The sequence below is a fragment of the Hungatella effluvii genome (genome assembly GCF_003201875.1).
In the GTDB taxonomy this organism is placed as follows: Bacteria; Bacillota; Clostridia; order Lachnospirales; family Lachnospiraceae; genus Hungatella; species Hungatella effluvii.
On record NZ_QJKD01000001.1, the window covers coordinates 136,180 to 160,371 of the forward strand.

Sequence of the window (24,192 nt, forward strand, 5' to 3'; positions counted from 1 at the left end):
TTCACAGCTCGGTGCGCCTTCACTGGAAAAATGTAAAAGAGAGCATCTCCATGTGCCCCGCCCCCTGATATACGAAGTACAGTTCACGTTCCTCTGTAAACCGGACCTCTGTTTCCGCATCCGTCCAGTCATCCGCAGGAAGGATCGGAATGCTAAATCTCTGTTCTCTTTCCGTGCCAATCAGAAGCGTTCCCGCCGCATGGCCGCGATATGTGACACGGATACCCGCTGCGGATCTTAACTCGATATACTTATATCCGATCCGTGTCCCGTCCTTTATGCCTGTAAGAAAGTGCTCGCCGCCCATGTCCGTAATATTGGGAAAATCCGCTGCCTCATTTCCCCTTCCCTTAGACGGCATCATCGGCATATGGCCGTCCGTCAAATTGCAGCAGATCACTGCCGGATACGTCCCCTGTCCTGCCAGAGGACCGTTGTTTAATCCGCTGCTTGTGATGGTAACCTGCTCAATCCGCCCATTTTTATCTAAGAATACCGGCTCCGCACAGCCCTGCCGGTTATAGGCATTGGTATGGGTGTGGCGGTGGTAGAAGATATACCATTGATCCTTTACACAGACCAGTCCTCCGTGGTTATTTCCTATCGCCATCAGCCGGTCTTCCGTTTTTCGTCCCTCATAGCCGATATCCCCATTGCTGACGATGACTCCGCCGAACAGAAAGCCTCCCATGGGATCTCTGCTTACCGCATAACAGAGTTCATGTGCGTGGACCGAGGAATAGACCAGATAGTAGAGCTCTCCGATTTTTCGAATGGAGGGCGCTTCAAAATACTCGTGTCCCTCGAATGAGGTTCCGGTTCCATATTCGGAACTGGGAAGCACTACATACGGTCCCCGCTTCACGGTCCGCATGTCGGCCTCCAGCTCGACGACGCTCCCTCCCGGCATCTCTGCTCCCCTGTATCTTGGAATCTGCAGGGTTGTCGGCGCAAAGCCATAATAAAGATACACCTTACCGTCCTCAACCAGAACGGCGGGATCGTAAGGAAGATTCTCACTTAACAGCCTGCCATCGGGGTATGCTGCCTTCCCGTAGTATTCATACCGCCCCGCCGGTGTATCGCAGACTGCTACGGAGATGAAGTCACAGAATTTCAGGCAGTAATAGAGATAATACCTTCCATCCGGTCCCATACAGACATCCGGCGCATAAAGGCATAAACTGCCATCCGGATTGTCCGGATCCTGGTCCTTTCTGTAAATAACGCCCTCATACCGCCACTCCGTAAGGTCACAGGCATCGGCGGAGTAGCAGACATAGTCCAGTTCGCAGAATTCATCGCCATTTTCCCGGTCATGAGAGCCATATAGGTACAGCCGGCCGCCGAATACGTGAGGTTCTCCATCTGGTATATACTCACATAGAGGCAAATACGGATTACAAATCTGTTTCATGGACAGCTTCCTCCCTCTTCCCCGGAATATAATCCAGTCCAAACCGTTTGTATAAATACTTCGGCGCGTCGTTGTCCTTTAACAGACCGATCAGCGCCCTTTCCATTCTACCTTCTGTCTCTGCGTCCCGGAACGGCTTCTGCTGGCCGGGATCTGACTGCAGATCGAACAGAATATCGTGTTCCAGCTTCCCCGGATTGCGGGTTGGCATAACCGGTATCTCCATGACCCTGCAGCCCCTGGTAAAGGAAAAGCCCTCGTGCAGGCGCATTTCCCGCAGTTCGTCGTGGCTGAACATGCCCACCATATGGGTCGGCATCAGAGTATATTCCAGGGCTTTCTCCTCCGGATTTCTCACAGCCCGCATATAAACGGTCTTTCCATCTGTTACACAGACCGGACCTCCATGTACCCCGTATATTCCGTATTGGCGAACCGCTGCATCCAATTCTATCACCGGGCCCAGCGCCTTCCCCTTCATCCGCTCCGGAACAGGCAGTCCGAAGAATTCCAGGATTGTCGGTGCCAGATCGATGGTCTGCACCAGTGACGTTCTGTGCTCTCCCGCCGTTTTATACCGCGGGTCCCAGATAAACAGCGGAGTATGCGCCACCTCGTTGTATTCCAGCGTATTGTTTTTTGCCCACCAGCCATGCTCACCCAGAAGAAAACCGTGGTCGGTATTCACGATAAGCATGGTGTCCTTCCACATATCGTATCGATCCATACGGTCTAAAATCCGGCCCAGACTCCTGTCACAGAACTGAGCAAGTGCGTAATACTTTTTCTGCATCTGTTTTATGGTTTCCGGGTCTTCATGCGCCTCAGCATAGGGAGGCCAGTCCGGAACAAACGGACGGTCCGGATCGAACCAGGCGGCCTGATACGGTTCCGGGGAGTCGAACGGTTCATGGGGATCAAAGGTTTCAATCTGGACATACCAGTTGTCACAATCGATGTTATCCTCAATGAAACGGATTCCTCCGTCAAACGTCAGCGTCTGGGGATACTCCTCCTCCTTTCTCATCCGGGTCCGGTTGGCCATATTCTGCCAGCCGCTTATCTTTCTGATATTCTGAAGCCGTTCCGGCTGAGACTCCGGGCTTAAAAGAACCGGTGCAAATTCCGGTTCTTTCTTTGAACAATCTCCCACCCATGCATCAGATTCCTGTCCTCTGTAGCATTCCCATGTAGAAAAACGCGGGTGATAGGTAGCGCCCCCATCCTCCATATAATGGTAATGGTCTGTGGAAAGATGGGAGTGAATACCCGCCTTTTTAAGCATCTCCGGCATGGAATCATCAAACGGCTCCATTGGTCCCCAGCTTCTGTGCAGGAAATTGGCCCTTCCAGTGTGCAGCTCTCTTCTGGCCGGCATACAGGGCAGACTGCACACGTAGCTGTTGTCAAACATGACCGTATGCCGGGCCAGCCTTTCAAAATTCGGCATCGGAACCTTTTTCTCTCCAAAACAGGGAATTATGTCCCGCCTCAGTGAATCATACATAACCATAATCGCTCTCATGATAAAGTCTCCTATTAAACCGCCTGTCTGGTCTGCTGCGCCAGCCTGATCCGTTCCCGCTTCTTCTTCGCATAGGAGAACTTATCCACGTTCATCCGGTAAATCATGAAGATCAGAAAAAGGGAATAGACAATGATATTCTGCACGCTTCCTTCCAGGGAAAGCTTCGACAGTCCCAGAATCAGCAGCCTTACACTGACTGCCCCCGACAGCACACCGAGAATTGGGTTGCCGACGTAAGCTCCGATGAACACGCCGAGGAACAGCGGAAACATGTTGCTGAATACACTTCCATTGCTGCTCATGCCCAGTACTGGTGTCAGAGACCCCTTGTACGCTGTGTCAAAAACTCCGGCGCAGGCTACCAGCGCGCCTGCCAGCGTATAGCAGATGACGCAGTTCACAAAGATATTGATTCCCGCATCCGACGCCAGCTTCTGGTCGCCCTGAATCGCCCGTCTCTTATAGCCAAAGCTGCTGTACTGAAACAGAAATGTCATAATGAGCAGCAGCGCCGCGGCAACCGCCAGAATAAAGGTTACATTTGACAGTATGGATACCCCCGATTTTCCGTATATCATCAGTCCCTGCTGATTGTAAGCGCCGAAGGAAAAGCATTCGAAAATCAGAGTCATGCCGATTCCCAGTACCATGGGAAGAATTCTTAAATTTACAAATAGCAGTCCCACCAGAAGTCCGCACAGAGCGCCCACCGCCATACTGAGCACGAGGATCCCGACTCCGCCCAAATGAAGCTGCAGCGCCAGATTACCGCCGAATACGCACCCCATATACATCTGCGCACCCGCTGATAAGTCCATGCGGCCGGACAGAAGATTACAGTTTAAGGCCAGGGCAAAGCAATAGCATGTGAGTCCCGTCCGAAGCAGTGTCTTTAAATCCGTGATTGTACTGACCGTCCTGGTACCGGCGATGCTCAAGTCCAGCACATTCATAACAGCAAACACAATAAGGGGAAGACTGATCAGCTGTATTACATTTTTTATCCGATATTCCAGAGTCCTCTGTTTCATCCTACTCTCCTTCAATCCGCATTATTTACCCAGGCGCTCCAGCGTACTCTCATACGTCATGCCATTATAAACCGCCTGTACATCGTCCGCAGTCAGGTCCGGATTCATTATGCCCAGACACTGATTAATCATGCTCTCATCCATGATCCATTTGTCTCCGCCCTTGACGTCCCAATTGGCGCACGTATTGATCTGATCGAGCGTGTCAAGGGACCACATGCGGAAGCTTAAAGTCCTCTTTTCATTTTCACTGCTGTCATTTAAAGCGGCATAGCCGGTCAATGCATTATAGACGGATATAAAACCCATGCTGCTCACCAGACTGGTGGATTTTAAAGAAGCCATATTCAGAGAAGAATTCCCGAACTTATCCTGTGTGTTAAACGCATTGATCAACGATTCCGACATCGACGCGATTGAAGCCACCTTAATATCCTTGTCAAAGTTCTTTTCCACCTCGTCCACTACAACCGCGGTCTGCGCATAGCTCTGTCCGGAATGGATCAATACGCCGTATTTGCCGGTCTGAAGCGCCGCGCTGACTCCTTCCAGCCATCCTTCCATGCCGCTGGGGCTTCCCGGATAGATGTAAATGTTGATTCCCTTGTCGTTGGCAACCTCGATCGGAGCAGACGTCTTTGCCAGGTTTTCCACCGTATCTTCAAAGGTCAAATTATATTTGCTCTGCAGAGCCGACAATGCAGCAATCGCCGTCTCGAGATGCTGAATATTTCCGGAAAATGCCAGTGAAGAGGTAATCATAAAGCCCTCGCTTCCATCGTCAGAAGCATTGCTTGAGAGCCAGTCCCGGAAGAGTTGTCCGACATGCTCATTGTCGGCGCCGAAGCTTCCCTGGAAGGTCTCATAGCCGCCTTCAAACGCACCGTCAACCTCTGGTATTCTCGCCGTGTTAATCACATACTGCATTCCGTACTCCTCACAGACCTGCGCCATCTGATTGGCGTCCACCGAACGGTAGGAAATGATGGCGTCGCAGCCTGCGTCTGCACAGCCCTCGATAAAGGTCAGCTCATCATCGGTGTCCTTACACTGCTCTGAAAATACGAATTCCACGTTATAGCGCGACGCCAGATAGTTTTCATAATAATCGCGGCGGATCACGACCTCATCGATGGCCTGCGGTTCACATACGCCGATCTTAAACTTCTTGAAGTCCTGAGGAGTCTTTGCTCCGCCTTCTGCCAAAGAGGCTTCTGTCGCAGGCGCCGTTGTCTGTGCTGCCGTCTCCACGGAGCTTTCCTTCCCGGAACATGCGGTAAGCCCTAACACCATCGCCGCACAAAGTAATACTGCTGTTAATCTCTTTTTCATCTTTCTTCTCCTTCTCCATTTCGCGAATCCTCGATTCGCGTTTTTTATACCTGCTGTCTGGTCGGCAGTGTGGACGGCCGCTCAGAGTTTAAAAATACAAGAAGCAAAAATACGATCCCCCGGACTCCCTGTATGGCTGTCGAAGATACCCCTGCCATGAGAAGTCCCTTATTTAAAGCCGATACCGTGAGCGCCCCCATCAGCCCCGCGTAGGCGTTGGACCTTGCTCCGCCAAAGATAGACATGCCTCCAAGGACTGTAGCCAGCATCACATCCATACCCATACCGCTTCCCACCTCCGTACTGACTGATCCGGTCCGGATGATCGTAAAGATCGCGGCCACACCGACTCCGATGCCCGCCATGAAGAAGCTGACATAGGTCGATCTCTTCGCGCTGATTCCCGTCTGATCCGCACAGTTTGGATTTCCGCCTACGAAACGCAGCCGCCTTCCAACCGGAGTGAAATGGTATACGATAATACAGAGTATAAAATATCCCAGAAACATTGCATACCGGAATCCGGCATTTTCCAGCATTTTACAGACACTGTAATCCACTTTCAGGGAATCCGGTCCCAGTATTTCGCTGACAATCGCACTGTACAGCTGGATCATCACAATGGCTACCGTAACCGTTTTTATCTGAAACACCACGCTGAGCGTACAATTGAATACCATCAGAATAATGCCGACGGTAACAGCGGTTACCACCATAAGGGCGATATTTCCCGTCCTGTTATAAATCAGCGCGCCGATGGTAGCCGCCAGCGCCATGGAGTTCCCCACGGAAATATCCAGGTTCCCCGTCGTATAGATAAAGGACACCGCGGTGGCCATCGTACCGATGATGAGCGCCTGATTGAAGATTCCCATCAACACGTTTCTGCCAAAAAAGGCCCCCTTCGTGACGCCTCCGAATAAAGCGACGATCAGCACCAGGATGATAACAGAAAACACCAGAGAAAAGGAAGGTTTGTTTTTAATTATTGAAATCCTGTCCCCCGCCTTCAGCTTCGGAACATCCTTTTGAACAGCAAGTTCAGCCATCTCTTCCACCTCCCTAAATCATGCACTCGATCAGTTTGTGCTGATCGTAGCCGTCTTTTCGATAAAATTCTCCGTTGACCTTTCCATCTCTGATAACCAGCAGCCGGTCTGACATGCCGATCAGCTCTGGCATCTCCTCACTGATCATGATAATGGATTTTCCTTTCTGCTTCATCTGGTAAATCAACTGATACATGGCCGCCTTCACTCCAATATCTACGCCTCTGGTGGGGCAGTCCAGAATCAGGATATCCGCGTCATCCGCTATCCATTTTCCGAATACCACCTTCTGCTTGTTTCCTCCGGAAAGCGCCTTCACCGGCTGCAGCATATTGACACACTTGATTGCCAGCGAATCAACCTGGAGCTTCGCATACCGTCTTTCCTTCCGGAAGGAGAGAAACGGTCCGAACAGCCGGTTCTTATCGAGGCCTGTGCTTTGTATATTGGCCGCTATGGATGCGTTAAGTTCCAGGGACTCCGTATCTCTGTTCTTTGACACGTATCCCATCTTGTTCTTAAAGGCCGTCTGCGCGTTTTTCACCACAGTCCCTGTCTTCGTGAGAACTACCTGTCCATCTACCACCTCCTCCAGTCCGTAAAGCGCCTTTCCAAGTTCGTGCATACCACATTCCGACAGACCTCCAATGCCCAGAATCTCTCCCTGATGAAGCTCTAAGTCGAAACAGAGCAGCGCATTCATGGTGGTGATACAGTCTGCCTTCAGCACCACTTCGCTGCTGTATTCATCCTTGTCTACCCGGTAGTAGTTTCCTTTGATTTCCCGTCCCACCATCTTGTGTTTGATGTCATTGCTGTCAAAATCCTTCTTCTCCATGTTGTCAATGATCACGCCATCCCGCAGAATTGTCAGCGTATCGCAGTGTTCCATAAGCTCTTCCAGATCATGGCTGATGAAGACGACCGCCCGGTTCTCGTTTGCCGCCCGGTGCATCAGATTATAAAGAATGGTTCTTCCGCTCTGCGACAGCGCCGTGGTCGTCTCGTCTACCACAAACAGGTCCGGATTATTGTACATGGTCCCGGCAATCTCGATCAGCTTCCTGTCCTGCATGTCATACACTCTGGTCGGCAGCGCCGGATTTATGGTCGTCACCCCTATTTTCTCTAGTGCTTTGGCCGCCTCCGCGTTCATTTTCGCCTTGTTCATGAAGACGCCGTTCTTAAACGCCTCATAATTTCCCAGAAAGATATTCTCTGCCACGGTAATGTTCTCAATCGTCCCTGCTTCCTGCACTATCATGCCGATTCCCTGTTTCACCGCTTCCAGGCTGGTAGACGGTTTCCACGGCTTTCCTTTATAAAACATTTCCCCGCTGGTAGCCGGCTGAATGCCTGCGATAATGGAAGAAACTGTAGATTTTCCCGAGCCGTTTTCCCCAATCAGCCCCCGAATCTCACCGCGTCTGATGGTGATATCCACATGATTTAAAGCCACGGTTACTCCGAAGTTTTTGCACATGTCCTTTACTTCCACCAGCACTTCGCCTTTCTCGTGCATATTTCCTTCTCCTTCCTCCCCCGCTATGAGCACTCCTGCCCGGAGCACCCCACCGGATCTTTGATAGTCCTCATTATATCGGATTTTATTCCCTTCTGCCGCACAATTAACGGCCGTTTATAGTCAAAAAACGACTTCGGCGCAAAAAAAGAACAGCCGGTTTTGCAAAAAACTTCGGCTGTTGTTCTTTTTCAGACTTTTTCACCTGTCGCGCTCTTCCTGCGGCGTGTGTCCCATCACTTTCTTATATGCTTTGGAAAAATGGCTGAAGTTGGAATATCCCACCTTGGCCGCCACGAAGCTGACCGGAAGGCTGGTGGTACGCAGAAGCGACTGGGCCGCCTTAATCTTCTGTTCAATTATGTACTCCTTCAGCGTCATTCCCGTTTCCTTCTTGAATGTCCGGGTTAAATAGTCCGGATTTAAATGCACCAGTTCCGCGATGGTTCCACGCCTTAGCTCCTGCTCCAGATTTTCTGCCACGTAGGCCATCACCGTCTGCACCAGCGCCTGGGCGTCATCCACCTCCTGCTCCGGATGACAGCAGGAGGTGACAAAGGAAAGCAGGCGTTTCATGGCATCTACGGATTTCATCCCATTGCGGTAGAGCTCCAGTTCTTCTGCTGTTTGAAAAAGCTCGCATACATTTACGCCCTGTTTCCCAAATACGGTATACATCAGCTGCATATAATCCTGGTAAAAATAGAGCAGCGTCTTCTTATCCAGAATCCCCCGGTCCGCCAGGTCATCCAAAAGCTGAAACGCCTGCTCTTCGACTGCCTGCGGATATCCCTCCTCATACAGGGTCTCCCACTGTTTGACTGATACCAGACGGAATACATACTCCTTTTTCTCCTCCTTACCGGATTCAGGAAATACCCCCTGCTTCAGCGATACATTGTTCTCTTTCCGTTCTTTTAACTGCCGCCAGACTTCGCTCAAATCCGAGAGCGGCTTAAGCTCCGATAGATAGCAGGCGATCTGACACCGGAAAAACTGTCTGCATACACTGCTTAAAAACATAAACTGCCGGCTTAGGCTGTCCTGGGTAATTTCTTCATCCGAGGTGGACTGAATCACCAGCAGAAATACATTTTCCTCGATACAGGATAACGCCACCTTCTGGTCATTTGGCAGAAAGATCTCATTGAGAATGTTATGAAGGCTTTGTTCCAGCAGGTAATTGTCCCAGTCCTCTTTCTTTCCCACCCACTTCACGATCTGAATCAGCACCGCATGCCCCTGTCCCGTAAAGTCAGGCAGAACACCCAGGCCGGACAGATTTTCAATGTCCAGGTAGTTGCTGTCTCCGTACAGGTAATTGCGGAGTGCATTGGACGTAATATTTTTCTGCTGGCGCGTGAACGCCTTTCCCTTATAGATGGCGTTCTCGTTCATCTGCTTCTGTTTTACCGCTTCCACCGCCTTCTTCACAGTGGCCGCAATGGTAGGATACAGAGCCGGCTGCACTACATAATCAAACGCTCCCAGGCGGATCCCCTCTCTTGCGTAATCAAATTCCGCGTGGCTCGTCAACAGGATACACAGGGTTTTCATCTTCTTTTCCTTAACCCAGGCCAGGAGCTGTAAGCCGTTTTCCACCGGCATCTCGATATCGCACAGCATAATATCAATGGGCCGGCTGTTTAAGATCTCCCTCGCCTCCAGGGCATTATAGGCTGCAAATACTTCGTCAATCTGCAGTTCCTCCCATGCGATCCCCTTTTTAAGGCCCTCGCTGACCGAAGGCTGGTCATCGACAATCAGCAGTTTCATCATTCGTTCCCCTCTCCTCATATCTGTATCATCAGGTTAATTTTCGCTCCGCCCTGGTTGGAGAACTGAACAGCGAAATCTTCTCCGTAAATCAGGCGGAATCTCTGGATGACATTGCGAATCCCCACCCCCGTCAGGGCAGCAGTCTCATCCAGATGGTGGTTCAGCTCACTGAGCAGTTCCTCCGGAAAACCGGGTCCATTGTCGCGTATCACAATATCCGCCAGGTGCCGGCCATCCATCTCCAGGGACCGTGCATCGATCCTGATCTGCAGTGTTCCGTCCTGGGCCATACCGTGTTTCATACAATTTTCAATCAGAGTCAGACAGCTGACCGGCGGTACCTTCATCATCCTGACGCCCTCATCCATGCTGATATGTATCTCTGCCCGGCCGCTTTCTATGCTCCGATGCAGTTCAATATAGTTCTCGCACATCTGCATCTCTTTTTCCAACGGGATCAGATCGCTCTGCTGATCGAACACATACCGCAAATGAGTGCCTAAATACACCACGGCTTTCTGAATCTGCCCGATCTTTTCCGACTGCGCCAGTCCAAAAATACTCTTGAGACAGTTCAGGAAAAAATGAGGCCGGATCTGCATCTTCAACGCGTACAGCTGTGCCTTTTCCCTGGCAATCTGCTGCTCGTAGCTCTTAATCTTCAGTGTGGTGATCTCCGAGATCATATGGTTAAACGCCTGCTGTACCTTCTGGAATTCGCGGCCGCCCTGTTCTTCCACCCGCACATTTAAATCGCCTTCTTCTATCTTCTGCATGGCCTGTACCAGAGAATCCATCGGACGAAACAGAATGCTCTTTAAATACCCGATCAGAATCCAGACCGTCACAAATCCCAGGGCAATATACAGATACGGGCTCATATACAGAAATTTTAACACCACACTGCTGTTATAGAATTCTGATATGAGCGCAACCTTAAAATGGATCAGCTGCTTCTGCACCACCATATAGTTCTTACTGTTGGAGAAATAGTAGTCCGAATCGTCCAGATAATTCAGATAAATACCATTCTTCTGAACGAAGTCTTCGTTAGAAAAGATCTCCTGGTTATTAAAAAATACGATTTCGCCCTCATAGGAATAAAAGAGTTTTGCATTCTTGGAGGCCTGAGGCAGATCGTATATTCCCACTACAAAAGTGTTGTCCCGCTCCATGACTCTGCACAGAAATGACCGGCTTCCGATCCTTTTTATAAACCATCCCAGAGGAACCTCCTCCTCTTCCAGAAACGTTCCGAAGGAATCTGTAATTTCTTCCTTCACAGAGCCGTAACCGACAATCGAGTTAAATACGCTGCCTCTGACGCCTGTACCGGTATCGTACAGCAGATACGCCGCAACGTCCTGGTTGTCCTTCAGTTCCTCCGAAAAGCGGTCCATAATCTCCCCCACAAACGGGCTGCGGCCCGGATCCCCCCGCAGAGCGAGAAACTGGTCAAATGCATCGTTATGATACACCGTATTTGTGATAAATACCTCCGAACGCTCGATTTCGCTCTGGAGCGTATTATAATAAACCTGCAGGCTGGCATTGTTCGATTTGGCAATCTGCTGCTCTATCTGCTTTATTGCCATCCTCATTCCGGTTCCGAATACCAGCGAAAAGAGAATAATGACGCCGAATATAGAAAACAGAATCTTGTGTTTCAGTAGAATTTTATCTTTCATACTTCCCCCCGTGTTAAATAGAAAGCAACTGTAATCTGGTATCTTACATTATAGCCAAACATCCGATCTTCTTCAATGAGAAAAGTAAACGGATTCTGATTCCGCGCTGCCAGGCAGACTTGCCCCCCCCAATAAAATCTGTCTCCAATCAAAAAAATCCCCCATAAAAGGGAGGAAGCCGGTAAGAGGGGGATCCTACCGGCTTTGAGTATGAAAAAAAGTTTTATATTATTAATAACGTTTACGAGTATTACTATAACCAATAAATGTGAAAAATATTTGCCCTAAATGTGAAAGAAATGTGAATCTTAAACATTCCTCTGATAAAGAAGTCCCCTGACTTCATACGAAATCAGGGGACCTGTCTCACTTCTTATCTCTTCAATTCTTATCTCTTTACTCCCATATGGAACATCTCATCAGATCCGGATTTCTCTTCCGTATCCGTTGTCTCCTGGGACGGTTCCTTTGGCGCAGTCTCTTCCGCTGCGGGACTGCTCAGGACTGCTTCTTCCTTCTTATCGTCGAACGTGTCCTTATGGCTTACCACATCGTCCATCTTGTCGGCATCGGTCTTATCCTTCTCCTCCGGCTCCGGTATTCCCTTCATCTCTCTGAAGATCTTCATAAATTCCTTGCCGGTGATGGTCTCCTTCTCGATTAAGAACTCGGCGATCTTATCCATCACATCGCGGTTATCAGACAACAGAGCCTTGGCTTCCTCATAAGCTTCCTTCAGCATCTTCATGACCTCGTTGTCGACTTCGGCAGCCGTGGCATCGCCGCAGTTCATGACCGTACGGCCGGTTAAGTACTGGTCTTCCTGAGTCGCTAAGCCCATCAGACCAAACTTATCGGACATACCGTACTGAGTAATCATGGCGCGGGCCATTCTGGTCGCCTGCTCAATATCGTTGGCTGCTCCCGTGGTCACAGTATCAAACACAAGCTCCTCCGCTGCTCGTCCGGCCAGGGCCCCGACCAGCATGGCGTGAAGTTCTTTCTTCGTATTTAAATATTTTTCTTCCTCCGGCACGTGCATAACGTAGCCAAGGGCGCCCATGGTTCTCGGAACGATGGTGATCTTCTGAACCGGCTCCGCGTCCTTCTGGAGGGCGCTTACGAGAGCATGGCCAACCTCGTGGTAAGACACGATGCGGCGCTCTTCCTTATTCATGATTCTGTCTTTCTTCTCTTTACCCACAAGCACGACTTCAACCGCTTCAAATAAGTCTTTCTGGGCGACGGCCTGTCTGCCGCTCTTAACCGCCAGAATGGCTGCCTCGTTGATCATGTTGGCAAGATCCGATCCAACCGCGCCGGAGGTCGCCAGCGCAATCGCGTCGAGATCGACACTCTCATCCATCAATACGTCTCTGGAATGAACCTTTAAGATATCCACACGGCCCTTTAAATCCGGCTTATCCACGATAATCCGGCGGTCGAAACGGCCTGGACGCAGCAGCGCCGGGTCTAATATCTCCGGACGGTTTGTCGCAGCCAGAACCAGAAGTCCCTTGGAGGAATCGAATCCGTCCATCTCGGACAGCAGCTGGTTTAATGTCTGTTCACGCTCGTCATTGCCTCCGCCGAATCTGGAATCACGGCTCTTACCGATGGCATCCACCTCATCGATGAAAATGATACAGGGAGCAGACTCCTGGGCCTGCTTGAATAAGTCACGCACACGGGAGGCGCCGACACCCACGAACATCTCTACGAAATCAGAACCGGACAGCGAATAGAATGGGACATGCGCCTCTCCGGCTACCGCCTTGGCAAGCAGGGTCTTACCTGTACCAGGAGGGCCCACAAGCAGGGCGCCTTTCGGCAGCTTTGCGCCGATCTTCGTGTATTTACCCGGATTGTGAAGGAAGTCTACGATCTCCGTCAGCGACTCCTTCGCCTCGTCTTCACCGGCTACATCGCGGAATGTGACTCCGGTCTCTTTCTGTACGTATACCTTGGCGTTGCTCTTGCCCACGCCCATGATACCGCCGCCTCCGCCGACTCGGCGCATCATAAAGTTAAGTAGAATTCCCATCAGACCAAACAGCAGCAGATAGCTGACAATGGTCTGGATAATGAAGTTGCCATCCTTACGGATCCTGTGCGTATCTACGCCGGCTGTCCGAAGTCTCTCCGCAAGTGTTAAATCATTATCCATGCGCACGGTATAATATGTTTTCCCGGGCATGTATCCTTCCCAGGTGCTCTTCGGCTCGATTGTAATTCTGGAGTCCTCGACGCTTACGGCCTCTACCTGCTTCTCATCTACCATGTTCATAAATGTATCATAGCTGAGTTCTTCCGTGGTCCTCGCTGAGAGTGCGTTGTGCAGATAGGACAGCCCTGCCACCGCAATTAAAAAGGTAACTACCCATGCAATAATTACCTGTGCGTTCTTTGGCATCTTACTGTTATTATTCTGATTGTTGTTGTTATCCATATGTGTAAATTCTCCAATCCGGATATTCTATACCCATTCTATATCATTATAGTGTCAGTCTCTCCATAAATCAAGAAAAGAATTATAAAATCCTTATAAAGAGATTTTCATTCCATGGTATTTTAAGACAAATTTTACACTTAATAATCGAAAGTTTTTTCATGAAAATGTGGATTTCTGAAATAATTAGTTGTATAATATCGTTTTTATTAAATGACACATCCCCAAAAAACCTTAAGGAGGTACCATTTTTATGCCAGTGAAATACGTATTTGTCACCGGTGGCGTCGTGTCCGGTCTTGGCAAAGGCATCACCGCAGCATCCCTTGGCCGTCTGTTGAAGGCGCGCGGCTATCACGTCACCATGCAGAAATTCGATCCCTACATCAACATCGACCCCGGCACCATGAATCCGGTCCAGCACGGTGAGGTATTTGTCACCGAGGACGGCGTGGAAACGGACCTGGATTTAGGCCACTATGAACGGTTTATCGACGAAAATCTGACGAAAAATTCCAATGTCACCACCGGCAAGGTCTACTGGACCGTTCTGACAAAGGAACGCCGCGGAGACTTCGGCGGAGGCACGGTTCAGGTGATCCCCCACATCACCGACGAAATCAAAAGCCGTTTTCACCGCAGCGGTGAACAGACCGCGTCTGGCGTCTCAGACTGCCTGCATTCCGATGACATGGAGATTGCCATCATCGAGGTCGGCGGCACCGTCGGAGACATTGAGAGCCAGCCGTTTTTGGAGGCAATCCGCCAGTTCCAGCACGATGTCGGCCATGAAAATGCGATTCTGATCCACGTAACCTTAGTTCCCTATCTAAAAGTGTCCGAGGAATTAAAGACAAAGCCCACCCAGGCCAGCGTCAAGGATTTGCAGGGTATGGGAATCCAGCCGGACATCATCGTCTGCCGCTCCGAGCTTCCCCTCGACGACGGAATCCGCAGCAAAATCGCCCAGTTCTGCAACGTTCCGAAAAATCACGTGCTCCAGAATCTCGATGTGGAGGTACTCTATGAACTCCCGCTGGTAATGGAACAGGAGCATCTGGCCGAGGTGGCCTGTGAGAGTCTGCGTATCCCATGTCCCCAACCGGATTTATCCGAGTGGAGTTCCATGATCGAGAGCTGGAAACACCCGCAGAAACAGGTGACGGTGGCTCTGGTCGGCAAATACATCTCCTTACATGACGCCTATATCTCCGTTGTGGAAGCATTAAAACACGGCGGTGTGGCTAACCATGCCAGCGTATCCATCCGCTGGGTCGACTCCGAGGAGGTAAACGATGGTAATGCCGCCGAGATCTTTGATGGTGTAAACGGCATCCTCGTGCCCGGAGGCTTTGGAAGCAGGGGAATCGAAGGGAAAATCTCTGCCATCCGCTGGGCGCGCACCCATGGGATCCCGTTCCTCGGTCTCTGTCTCGGAATGCAGATGGCAATCGTGGAATTCGCCCGCGACGTCGTTGGCTACAGCGACGCCCACACGGCTGAGTTAGACCCTGACACCGGCCATCCGGTCATCCATCTGATGCCGGATCAGAACGGCGTCGAGGACATCGGAGGAACCCTGCGTCTCGGCTCCTATCCCTGTGTGCTTGACAAAAACTCCAGAGCCTACGCCCTATACGGCCAGGAAACGATTCACGAGCGCCACCGCCACCGGTATGAGGTCAACAACGACTACCGCCAGGCTCTGACCGAAAACGGCATGAAGCTGTCCGGCATTTCCCCGGATGGACGGATTGTCGAGATGATCGAGCTTCCGGAGCATCCCTGGTTCGTCGCCACACAGGCCCATCCGGAATTTAAATCACGGCCAAACCGTCCGCATCCACTGTTTGCCGGCTTTATCGAGGCGGCGCTTAAAAATCAGGATAAATAATTCCCCAGTTATCCTGTCGCCCACATAAAATAAGAATATTGGTTATACTATCAATATCATTGAAAATGGGGGCAGACACGATCGTGACTACGGAAAAAGCAGTAATACTTTTAAGGGCATACGCCGCCTGCATGTTGAGTAAAAATTGCTCCGACTGTCCATTTCAGGGGAAGTGTTCCGGCTGGACAGAGGAGCTTGTGCTTCAGGCATTGCATCATTTAAATACGGAGTCCGAAGGAGAACAGCGCGTTTGACTGCGTTCCTGTGAATAAAAGAACGGACAGAAAAAAGCTGGCAAACAGCTTTCTCCTGTCCGTATTCTGCCGCATTTATGGAGGTGTTCTCCATTTCGGCCCGATCTCATCCATGAGGTACTAAAGCCTATGGAATCACTCTCCGTATCGTCACCGGCTTCCGGTAATTCCAGGTTGAAATCTTGATGCCGCTTCTCCGGTTGGCCGCATGGACGATCTTTCCGCCTCCGATATACATGGCGACATGATCGATCGTGCTTCCGCTGGCATAAAACAGTAAATCTCCCGGCTGCATGGCCGTGGAAGAAACCGCCAGTCCCTCCGCGGACTGTTCCCTGGAGGTTCTGTCTAAATGAATGCCGGCGGCATGTTCCATGACATACTGCACGAAACCGGAGCAGTCGGCTCCCGTATTCGGGTTTGTTCCGCCCCACCGGTATGGATTGCCGACGAAACGCACGGCGTAGTTCACCACCTGCTGGCGAAGGGAATTCTCCACTTTTTCCGCCTCCGGAATGGTATAAGCCACCACCGCGTTGCCCGGCACGTAGGCGTAGCCGTCTTTTTCACCGTAACGGATCTTAATCCAGCCGTCTCCCGCTCTGGAGAGAAAATCATACGTCTCTCCCTCGTGGATACGGCCCAGGATCTCCGAATCCGTATCCGGAGCGCTGCGGACCCTCAGGGTATCCGTGTTTACGCGGAGCATGAGTTTCATATCGTAATAGGCCGATGCCCTGGCAGCCTGTCCCACGGCGAGATACTTACCCGAGACGTAGCCGGTCACCTGACCCGACTTTATCTTATACCAGCCATGTTCCATTCCCAGCACGCTGCATCCGGCATGGCTGTCCATTTTTCCTACTATATCCGCGTCATTCTTTGGTTCTTTTCTGATGTTCAGGGAATCCTCCACCATGGCTACGCCAAGGTTTTTGAAAATATCACGAAAGGTTCCGAACACCACTTTTTCTTGCGTAAGACCGGCGGACACCGCCTGGCTCTCCGTTTCCTCCACGGACTCCAAATGCTTGTCCATGGCCGTCCCGAATCCCGCTATGGAGTTTCCGGACGTGAAGGAAGGTTCCGGCTTCGCCGCCTGTACATCTGCTGTGCCCAGGACCACGGCGCTGCCGCAGGCCAGGCAAAATCCCAGCATTTTCCATGCTTTGTCAGTCATTATGCACATTCCTTCGCAAGTTATTATTCAGATTTGTTGAAGCTGTTTATGATAAATGAGTTATCTGCTGATCTGACAGGTTCTTTAAATACGCCAGAGCGTAATCCCTGTCTCTTCCTATCTGCGCCTTCAGCTGCTCAAGTCCGTCAAATTTCTTCTCCGGGCGAATAAAGATAAGCAGCTGTACTTCTATATTCTTCCCATAAATATCCTCATCTATACCAAACAGAAATGTCTCCGCTCCCACAGGGGATACCCCGCTTACGGTCGGCTTCCTTCCGATGTTCGTCACTCCCCCGTAATAAGTACCTTCTACATAGACCTTTGACACGTAAACGCCAAATGTCGGCAGATGTTTTTCAGGCGGCGGCAGAATGTTGGCCGTTGGAAATCCCAGGACGCTTCCCCCGATATGATTTCCGTGCACCACGGTTCCGTGGATGGCATACGGCTCGCCGAGAAGCTCGTTCGCCTTCTCGATATTTCCGGCATCCAGCTCTTCCCTCACATACGTACTGCTGATATCCCGGTTGTCATCCTGTTCCTTGTGGATGACGATGAGCTCGTACCCGTATTTCGCCTTCCAATCTTCGAGGCGGTCCGCATTGCCGGCCCCCTTATAGCCAAAGGAGCAGTCCGTTCCGACGACGATCACCCTGGCATGCATGCGCGAAACCAGGATATCCCGCACAAAGTCCTCCGGTGCCATACGGGCCGTCTCCTTCGTAAATGGATACTCCACTAAATAGTCTATGCCGATTCTTTCCAGATTATTCCTTCTCTCCAGATTGGTGGTGATAACCGTCTGTTTCTTTCCCCCCACCAGGCTTCCCGGCGTCATATCAAAGGTAAATACAGCCGTCTTAAGGCCGCGTTCCGCCTTCACCTCCAGCATCTGCTTCAGCAGCTTCTGATGGCCCCTGTGGCGTCCGTCAAACTTGCCGATGGTCACGACCGCAGGCTCCTGAATCTGAAAATCTGTTGTTTCGGTTATATATTCCATCATTTGTTTCCTCCCAGAAAAACCTTCTGAGGCTTCAATACGTTCTTCTCCCGGTCCAGGGCGTAAATCCCGATAAACCGCCCCTGGCTGTCGTAGACCCTGACCGGGCTGTCCTGCGCCGGGGAGTCTCCCTCCGCCTGATTGCGGTAGAACGGATTGCCGTTATGGACCAGCTTATCAAACTCTTCCTTCATCGTAAGAGCCGGATACTCTAAAAACACGGCGTCAACGGCAAGAATATGATCCGCAAGTCCGCCGTCATCCCTCCGCTTTTCTATCTCGGAGAGCGTCAGGCTGTCCTTCAGTTCAAACTGGCCGACTCTCGTCCTCAAAAGCGATTCCATACAGCCGCCGCATCCCAGCTTTCGTCCGATATCGTAGCAGAGCGTCCGGATATAAGTCCCCTTTGTGCATGACACCGTCATGGTCACTCGGGGCAGGGCGATCTCCTCCACGGAGATATCCAGGATCTTCACCGGTCTCGCCTTCCGTTCCACTTCCCTGCCGGCCCGGGCCAGCTCATAGAGCTTCTTCCCATCCACCTTCAGCGCGGAATACATGGGCGGCACCTGGTCGTAATCGCCCAGAAAACTTAAGACTGCCGCTTTCACCTCTTCCTCCGTCACCGCCACCGGATATTCGGCGAGCGTCACGCCCGTCGTATCCTGCGTATCGGTCTCGAGGCCCAGCAAAAGCACGGCGCGGTAAGTCTTCGTCCGGTCTGCCAGCAGATCGCAGAGCTTCGTGCCGTTTCCGAGACACACGGGAAGCACGCCCTCCGCCATGGGGTCCAGCGTGCCGGTATGTCCGATTTTTTTCTGTTTTAAAATACCTCTCATTTTCGCAACAACGTCATGAGAGGTATAGCCTTTTTCTTTGTATACATTGATGATACCGTCTGCCATCTTTAAGTATCTCCATTAATTTGTACTGAAATCCGTGCGGATAAGTTGTTGACGACATCGTGAACACTGCCGGCCATGGTACATCCTGCCGCCTTCACGTGGCCGCCGCCGCCGAAATACACGGCGATCTTACTCACATCCAGATCATTGGTGGAACGCAGGCTCACTTTATACTCGCGGCAAGCCGTCTCGTACATGAAAATCGCACACTCCACGCCCTCCGTAATCCTCAGCTGGTCGATGATTCCATCCATATCGGCGCTGGTCACGCCGTAGAAATCCATGTCCCTCTTATGAATCACGCTGAAAATGCAGCGCCCATCCAGGAAGGTAATGCTCTCCAGAAGCGCACGTCCCAGAATCTGGTTCTGAATATACGTTTTCCGGTAAAAGCTGTTGTCAATGATGTGGGGGAAATCGATTCCCTTTGCCATCATCTTTCCCGCGATCTCCATGGTCCTTGCAGAGGTGCAGTCGTATTTAAACACCCCTGTGTCGTGGATAATACCGGTGTAAATACATTCCGCCACCGCTTTGCTTATTTTCTCTTCCTCCAGAAGGCCGAAGAGGACCTCGCAGGTAGAGCTGGCTTTCGCTTCTACAATATTCTGTCCCGCAAATCCGGTATTGGTCACGTGGTGGTCCACGCAAATACTTTTTTTGGCGCTGTTTAAGTACCGCACCGCCTCACCGAAGCGGAGCATGTCACTGCAGTCCAGGCAGAGGCAGAGATCAAACTCCGCCTCCACTGAAAAATCACTGCAGATACATTGAATATTCTTTAAATAACCGAATTTTATGGATGGTTCCTCTAAAAAGACGGTCACTCGGACATCAGGATAATGTTCTTCCAGGTAGTTGTACGCTGCCAGACAGGATCCGATACAGTCTCCGTCCGGGCGGATATGGCCGATGATCGCCATCGTCTCTACATCCTCAAGCATAGTATCAAAAAAGCTCATGGAAACACCTCCTACTCTTTGATATCTTTCGTTACCTCGTCAATCAGTTTCGACATATTTACCCCATATTCGATGGACTGGTCCAGAATAAATTTGATCTCCGGAGTATTCCGTAAATTCACTCTTCTGGCCAGCTCGCGGCGGATATAGCCCTCCGCGCTCTTCAATCCTTCGATGGTCGCATTGCCGGCTTCCTCGTCGCCTAAAACGCTGATATAAGCCTTGCAGAATTTCAAGTCCGGAGTCACAGAGACTGCAACCACCGTCGTCATGGGATGGATTCTCGGGTCCTTGATCTCCAGGCGGATAATCTCGCTCAGTTCTCTCTGAACCTCCATATTGATTCTTGTATTCTTTATACTGTTTTTACGCATGTTCTTCCTTTCGTTTTGCCGCTCCGCCTTCCGGCAGGATTCCCCGGCTTCCACTTAAGTCCTAGCGGGGAACCTCTACCATCGCGTAAGCTTCAATCATGTCATCTTCCTGGATGTCATTGAACTTCTCAAATACAAGACCACATTCGTAACCTGTCGCAACTTCCTTCACATCATCCTTAAATCTCTTTAAGGATGCCAGCGGGCCATCGTAGAGCTGCTCTCCTGCACGTGTAATACGCACGCTGCAGCCTCTCTGGAACTTACCGTCCATGACATAGGAACCTGCGATGGTACCGACGCCGGAAGCCTTGAATGTCTGACGCACAATGGCGTGGCCGATCACCTGCTCTTCAAAGATCGGATCCAGCATGCCCTTCATGGCCGCTTCCACATCCTCGATTGCCTGATAGATTACCTTGTACAGTCTCATATCCACTTTCTCGCGCTCTGCTATGGACTTCGCCGTCACATCCGGCCTTACGTTAAAGCCGATGATGATGGCATTGGAAGCAGATGCCAGAGATACGTCGGATTCGTTGATGGCGCCAACGCCGCCGTGGATTACCTTTACCATAACTTCTTCATTGGACAGCTTCACAAGACTCTGCTTCACTGCTTCCACAGAACCCTGTACGTCAGCCTTGACGATGATCGGCAGTTCCTTGATATTGCCGGCCTTGATCTGGCTGAACAAGTCATCCAGTGATAACTTAGCTTTTGTATCTTCCAGTAATTTATTCTTGCCTTCAGAGATAAATGTCTCTGCGAAGTTTCTCGCTTCCTTCTCGTTTACAGTTCCTACCAGAACCTCGCCTGCGTTTGGAACGTCACCCAGTCCCAGGATTTCCACAGGTGTGGATGGACCGGCCTCTTTGACTCTGCGGCCCTTGTCATCCATCATGGCACGGACTTTTCCGTAGCAGGAACCTGCGGCAACGGTATCTCCTACATGGAGAACACCCTTCTGTACCAGAACGGTGGCAACCGGGCCTTTTCCCTTGTCAAGCTCTGCCTCGATGATTAAACCTCTGGCAGTTCTGTTCGGATTGGCCTTCAGCTCCTTCACCTCTGCGGTTAAAAGGATCATCTCCAGAAGCTCCGGAATACCGTCCTTTGTATGTGCAGATACCGGTACAAATACCGTGCTGCCGCCCCAGTCTTCCGGAATCAGTTCGTATTCGGATAATTCCTGTTTTACTCTGTCGATGTTGGCGCTCGGCTTATCGATCTTATTGATTGCCACAATAATCTCTACGCCGGCCGCCTTCGCATGGTTGATCGCCTCCACGGTCTGCGGCATCACGCCGTCATCCGCTGCGACTACCAGAATTGCGATATCTGTGGACTGAGCGCCTCTCATACGCATGGCCGTAAATGCCTCGTGGCCTGGTGTGTCTAAGAAGGTGATCTTCTGTCCGTTAATTTCCACCATGTAGGCGCCGATATGCTGTGTGATACCGCCGGCCTCTCTGGAGGTTACGTTTGTCTGACGAATCGCATCAAGAAGGGAGGTTTTACCGTGGTCAACGTGGCCCATAACGCATACGACTGGCGGTCTGGCAACCATATCGGCCTCGTTCTCCTCATCCTCTTTTAAGAGCTCTTCGATGACATCCACTTTTACTTCTTTTTCGCAGAGAACTTCGTATTCCATAGCGATCTCTTCCGCCTGATCGAAGTCGATCTCCTGGTTCAGGGTTACAATCTTGCCCTGCAGGAACAGCTTTTTAACGATTGCTGACGGCTGAAGCTTCATCTTCTCCGCTAATTCCTTGATCGTCAGGACCTCCGGAAGAATGATCGTCTTAACGACCTCCACCTTAGGCTCTTCGTGTGTCGGCGGCTGGATCGGCGCTTTAAATTTGCCGCCTTTGCCCAGATTCTTCTTTGCGTCGTCGTCCTTGTCTCTCTTGTCGAATCTATCGTTCTTATAGGCGTTTTTATTGCCTCTGTTGCTCGTTGGTTTTGCCTGGATCGGTGTATCAAAGGACTTGGCTCCTCCGTCTCTGCCTGTTCCCGGACGTCCGCCCGGTCCCTGCGGTCTGCCTCCACGATTATCGCGGTTGCCCTGATAACCGCCCTGGCCCTGCGGTCTTCCATCACGGTTGCCCTGATAGCCTCCCTGGCCCTGCGGTCTTCCGTCGCGGTTTCCCTGGTAGCCTCCCTGGCCCTGCGGTCTTCCATCACGGTTGCCCTGATAGCCCTGGCCCTGCGGTCTTCCATCACGGTTGCCCTGATAGCCTCCCTGGCCCTGCGGTCTTCCATCACGGTTGCCCTGATAGCCTCCCTGGCCCTGCGGTCTTCCGTCGCGGTTTCCCTGATAGCCCTGGCCCTGCGGTCTTCCGTCACGATTGCCCTGGTAGCCCTGGCCCTGCGGTCTTCCGTCGCGGTTTCCCTGGTAGCCCTGGCCCTGCGGTCTTCCGTCACGGTTTCCCTGGTAGCCCTGGCCCTGCGGTCTTCCGTCGCGGTTTCCCTGGTAGCCCTGGCCCTGCGGTCTTCCGTCGCGGTTTCCCTGGTAGCCCTGGCCCTGCGGTCTTGCAGATGAATTCTGATCGGAACCGGTATGCTGCGGCTGCGCCTGCGGTGACTGGCCTGCGGGTGCCTGTGTCTGCGGAGCCTGAGTCGGCTGAGTCTGAGTCGGCTGAACCGGCGCTGTCTGGCTCTGCGGTGCCTGCTGCGTATTTACTGTGTTATCTGCTGCTTCACGCGGCTGGACACTCTGACCGGATACCGTGTTGTTTCCAGCGGTTCTCTGCTCATAGCTGCCGCCCTGATTCTGCGGTCTTCCGTCACGGTTTCCCTGATAACCCTGGCCCTGCGGTCTTCCGTCGCGGTTTCCCTGATAGCCCTGGCCCTGTGGTCTTCCGTCGCGGTTTCCCTGACCCTGCGGTCTTCCATCGCGGTTTCCCTGGCCCTGCGGACGCTGCGGCTTCATCTGCGCGTTCTGCGGACGGAAAACTGCTGCTATTTTCTTTTTGTGCGGCTCACCCGCGCCTGCTTCAGTTCTGGCCGAGTCATCACCCGCCGGCTTCTCGGACGCCGGTGCGTTCTGCCTTCCTTCGCTGCTTTTTCCAGCTCCGCCCATCGCTTTTCTCACGATAGACGCCTGGTCATCCGATATATTGGATGAACTCTTTAAATTTATATCGTGCTTTTCCAGGATATCCAGTATCTCTTTACTGCTGTCTTTTCCCAGTTCTTTTGCCAGATCATATACTCTCATACTTACTACCTCCATTTGTATTCAATAGTTTCACGACTGCTTTTGCGAACCCCGCGTCCAGAATGACAAGGGAAGCTCTCATTTCCTTTCCCATTGCATGACCGATCTCGCTCTTTTTACCGAAAAAGTAGATTGGAACTTCATAGTAAGTACACATATTGGTGAACATTTTTCTGGTGTTGTCAGATGCTTCCTCCGACACGATCACCAGGAATGCCTTTCCACTCTTCACGGATTTCTCCGTCATAAATTCTCCGCTTGCAGTCTTCCCGGCCTTTGTAGCCAGACCAATCAGATTAAGAACTTTCTGTCTGTCATCCAAGCTGCTCCATCTCCTTTTCCAACGTTTCGTATACTTCCTTTGGAATCGCCGTCTTAAAGGAGCGTTCCAGACCCTTGTTCTTAACTGCTTTCTTAAAACAGTCCATGGAGGGACACAGATATGCGCCGCGCCCGTTCTTCCGTCCGGTCGCATCCAGCACAATCTCGTCCTCCGCCGTCTTAAGCACACGAATCATCTCTTTTTTACTTTTCATCTCACCACAGCCGATACACTGTCTGAGCGGTATCTTCTTTGTACTCACGTTTCAATCACTTCC

Annotated in this window: 18 protein-coding genes; 1 reads left to right on the top strand and 17 read right to left on the bottom strand. The window is 51.3% G+C overall.

The features are described from left to right. Window positions 1-19 precede the first annotated feature (19 nt). From DFR60_RS00555 to ftsH, 9 genes are all read right to left on the bottom strand, one after another. Window positions 20-1,417, bottom strand: a complete 1,398-nt coding sequence (locus DFR60_RS00555) for a family 43 glycosylhydrolase (protein WP_110321142.1) — start codon at window positions 1,415-1,417, stop codon at window positions 20-22. Next, on the bottom strand, window positions 1,401-2,942 hold the full coding sequence (locus DFR60_RS00560; protein WP_110321143.1) for a sulfatase: 1,542 nt from the start codon (window positions 2,940-2,942) through the stop codon (window positions 1,401-1,403). Before DFR60_RS00560 ends, DFR60_RS00555 begins: the two co-directional genes overlap by 17 nt. 14 nt (window positions 2,943-2,956) lie before the next feature. Beyond that, entirely contained in the window at window positions 2,957-3,976 is a 1,020-nt protein-coding gene (locus DFR60_RS00565) for an ABC transporter permease subunit (protein ID WP_110321144.1), read from the bottom strand. Window positions 3,977-3,997: 21 nt separating this feature from the next. Further along, window positions 3,998-5,308: a hypothetical protein gene (locus DFR60_RS00570; RefSeq protein WP_002600694.1), complete on the bottom strand. Its 1,311-nt coding sequence runs from the start codon at window positions 5,306-5,308 to the stop codon at window positions 3,998-4,000. A 44-nt stretch (window positions 5,309-5,352) separates the two neighbouring features. Continuing rightward, on the bottom strand, window positions 5,353-6,357 hold the full coding sequence (locus DFR60_RS00575) for an ABC transporter permease (RefSeq protein WP_002600695.1): 1,005 nt from the start codon (window positions 6,355-6,357) through the stop codon (window positions 5,353-5,355). A 13-nt stretch (window positions 6,358-6,370) separates the two neighbouring features. Then, complete coding sequence (locus DFR60_RS00580; protein ID WP_110321145.1) at window positions 6,371-7,879, bottom strand: sugar ABC transporter ATP-binding protein; 1,509 nt, start codon at window positions 7,877-7,879, stop codon at window positions 6,371-6,373. Window positions 7,880-8,080: 201 nt separating this feature from the next. After that, window positions 8,081-9,658 carry a helix-turn-helix domain-containing protein gene (locus DFR60_RS00585; RefSeq protein ID WP_025530622.1) on the bottom strand — a complete coding sequence of 526 codons (1,578 nt, stop codon included), beginning with the start codon at window positions 9,656-9,658 and terminating at the stop codon, window positions 8,081-8,083. Between the two features lie 14 nt (window positions 9,659-9,672). Beyond that, the gene (locus DFR60_RS00590) at window positions 9,673-11,346 is read right to left on the bottom strand and encodes a sensor histidine kinase (RefSeq protein ID WP_002600698.1); all 1,674 of its coding nucleotides are present in this window, start codon (window positions 11,344-11,346) and stop codon (window positions 9,673-9,675) included. Window positions 11,347-11,734: 388 nt separating this feature from the next. Then, entirely contained in the window at window positions 11,735-13,795 is a 2,061-nt protein-coding gene (gene ftsH / locus DFR60_RS00595; RefSeq protein ID WP_002600699.1) for an ATP-dependent zinc metalloprotease FtsH, read from the bottom strand. A gap of 253 nt (window positions 13,796-14,048) precedes the next feature. Here ftsH and pyrG point away from each other — a divergent pair, with 253 nt between their 5' ends. Beyond that, the gene (gene pyrG / locus DFR60_RS00600; RefSeq protein WP_110321146.1) at window positions 14,049-15,689 is read left to right on the top strand and encodes a CTP synthase; all 1,641 of its coding nucleotides are present in this window, start codon (window positions 14,049-14,051) and stop codon (window positions 15,687-15,689) included. Window positions 15,690-16,070: 381 nt separating this feature from the next. Here the strand turns inward: pyrG and DFR60_RS00605 are convergent, their stop codons facing one another. The 8 genes from DFR60_RS00605 to rnpM form a co-directional block, all read right to left on the bottom strand. Beyond that, entirely contained in the window at window positions 16,071-17,123 is a 1,053-nt protein-coding gene (locus tag DFR60_RS00605) for a C40 family peptidase (protein ID WP_110321147.1), read from the bottom strand. A gap of 46 nt (window positions 17,124-17,169) precedes the next feature. Continuing rightward, on the bottom strand, window positions 17,170-18,126 hold the full coding sequence (locus DFR60_RS00610; protein WP_207659487.1) for a bifunctional riboflavin kinase/FAD synthetase: 957 nt from the start codon (window positions 18,124-18,126) through the stop codon (window positions 17,170-17,172). After that, window positions 18,126-19,031, bottom strand: a complete 906-nt coding sequence (gene truB, locus DFR60_RS00615; protein WP_110321149.1) for a tRNA pseudouridine(55) synthase TruB — start codon at window positions 19,029-19,031, stop codon at window positions 18,126-18,128. The genes DFR60_RS00610 and truB overlap by 1 nt, the downstream gene beginning before the upstream one ends. Window positions 19,032-19,033: 2 nt before the next feature. Further along, on the bottom strand, window positions 19,034-19,993 hold the full coding sequence (locus DFR60_RS00620) for a DHH family phosphoesterase (protein WP_110321150.1): 960 nt from the start codon (window positions 19,991-19,993) through the stop codon (window positions 19,034-19,036). Window positions 19,994-20,004: 11 nt separating this feature from the next. After that, window positions 20,005-20,367, bottom strand: coding sequence for a 30S ribosome-binding factor RbfA (rbfA, locus tag DFR60_RS00625; protein ID WP_055657491.1), 363 nt, complete (start codon window positions 20,365-20,367; stop codon window positions 20,005-20,007). Between the two features lie 61 nt (window positions 20,368-20,428). Next, a complete protein-coding gene (gene infB / locus DFR60_RS00630; protein ID WP_110321151.1) occupies window positions 20,429-23,593 on the bottom strand; it encodes a translation initiation factor IF-2 in 3,165 nt (1,054 codons plus the stop codon). Next, entirely contained in the window at window positions 23,580-23,915 is a 336-nt protein-coding gene (locus DFR60_RS00635) for a L7Ae/L30e/S12e/Gadd45 family ribosomal protein (protein WP_002600708.1), read from the bottom strand. Before DFR60_RS00635 ends, infB begins: the two co-directional genes overlap by 14 nt. After that, window positions 23,908-24,177, bottom strand: coding sequence for an RNase P modulator RnpM (gene rnpM, locus DFR60_RS00640; protein WP_002600709.1), 270 nt, complete (start codon window positions 24,175-24,177; stop codon window positions 23,908-23,910). Before rnpM ends, DFR60_RS00635 begins: the two co-directional genes overlap by 8 nt. Window positions 24,178-24,192: the final 15 nt, after the last annotated feature.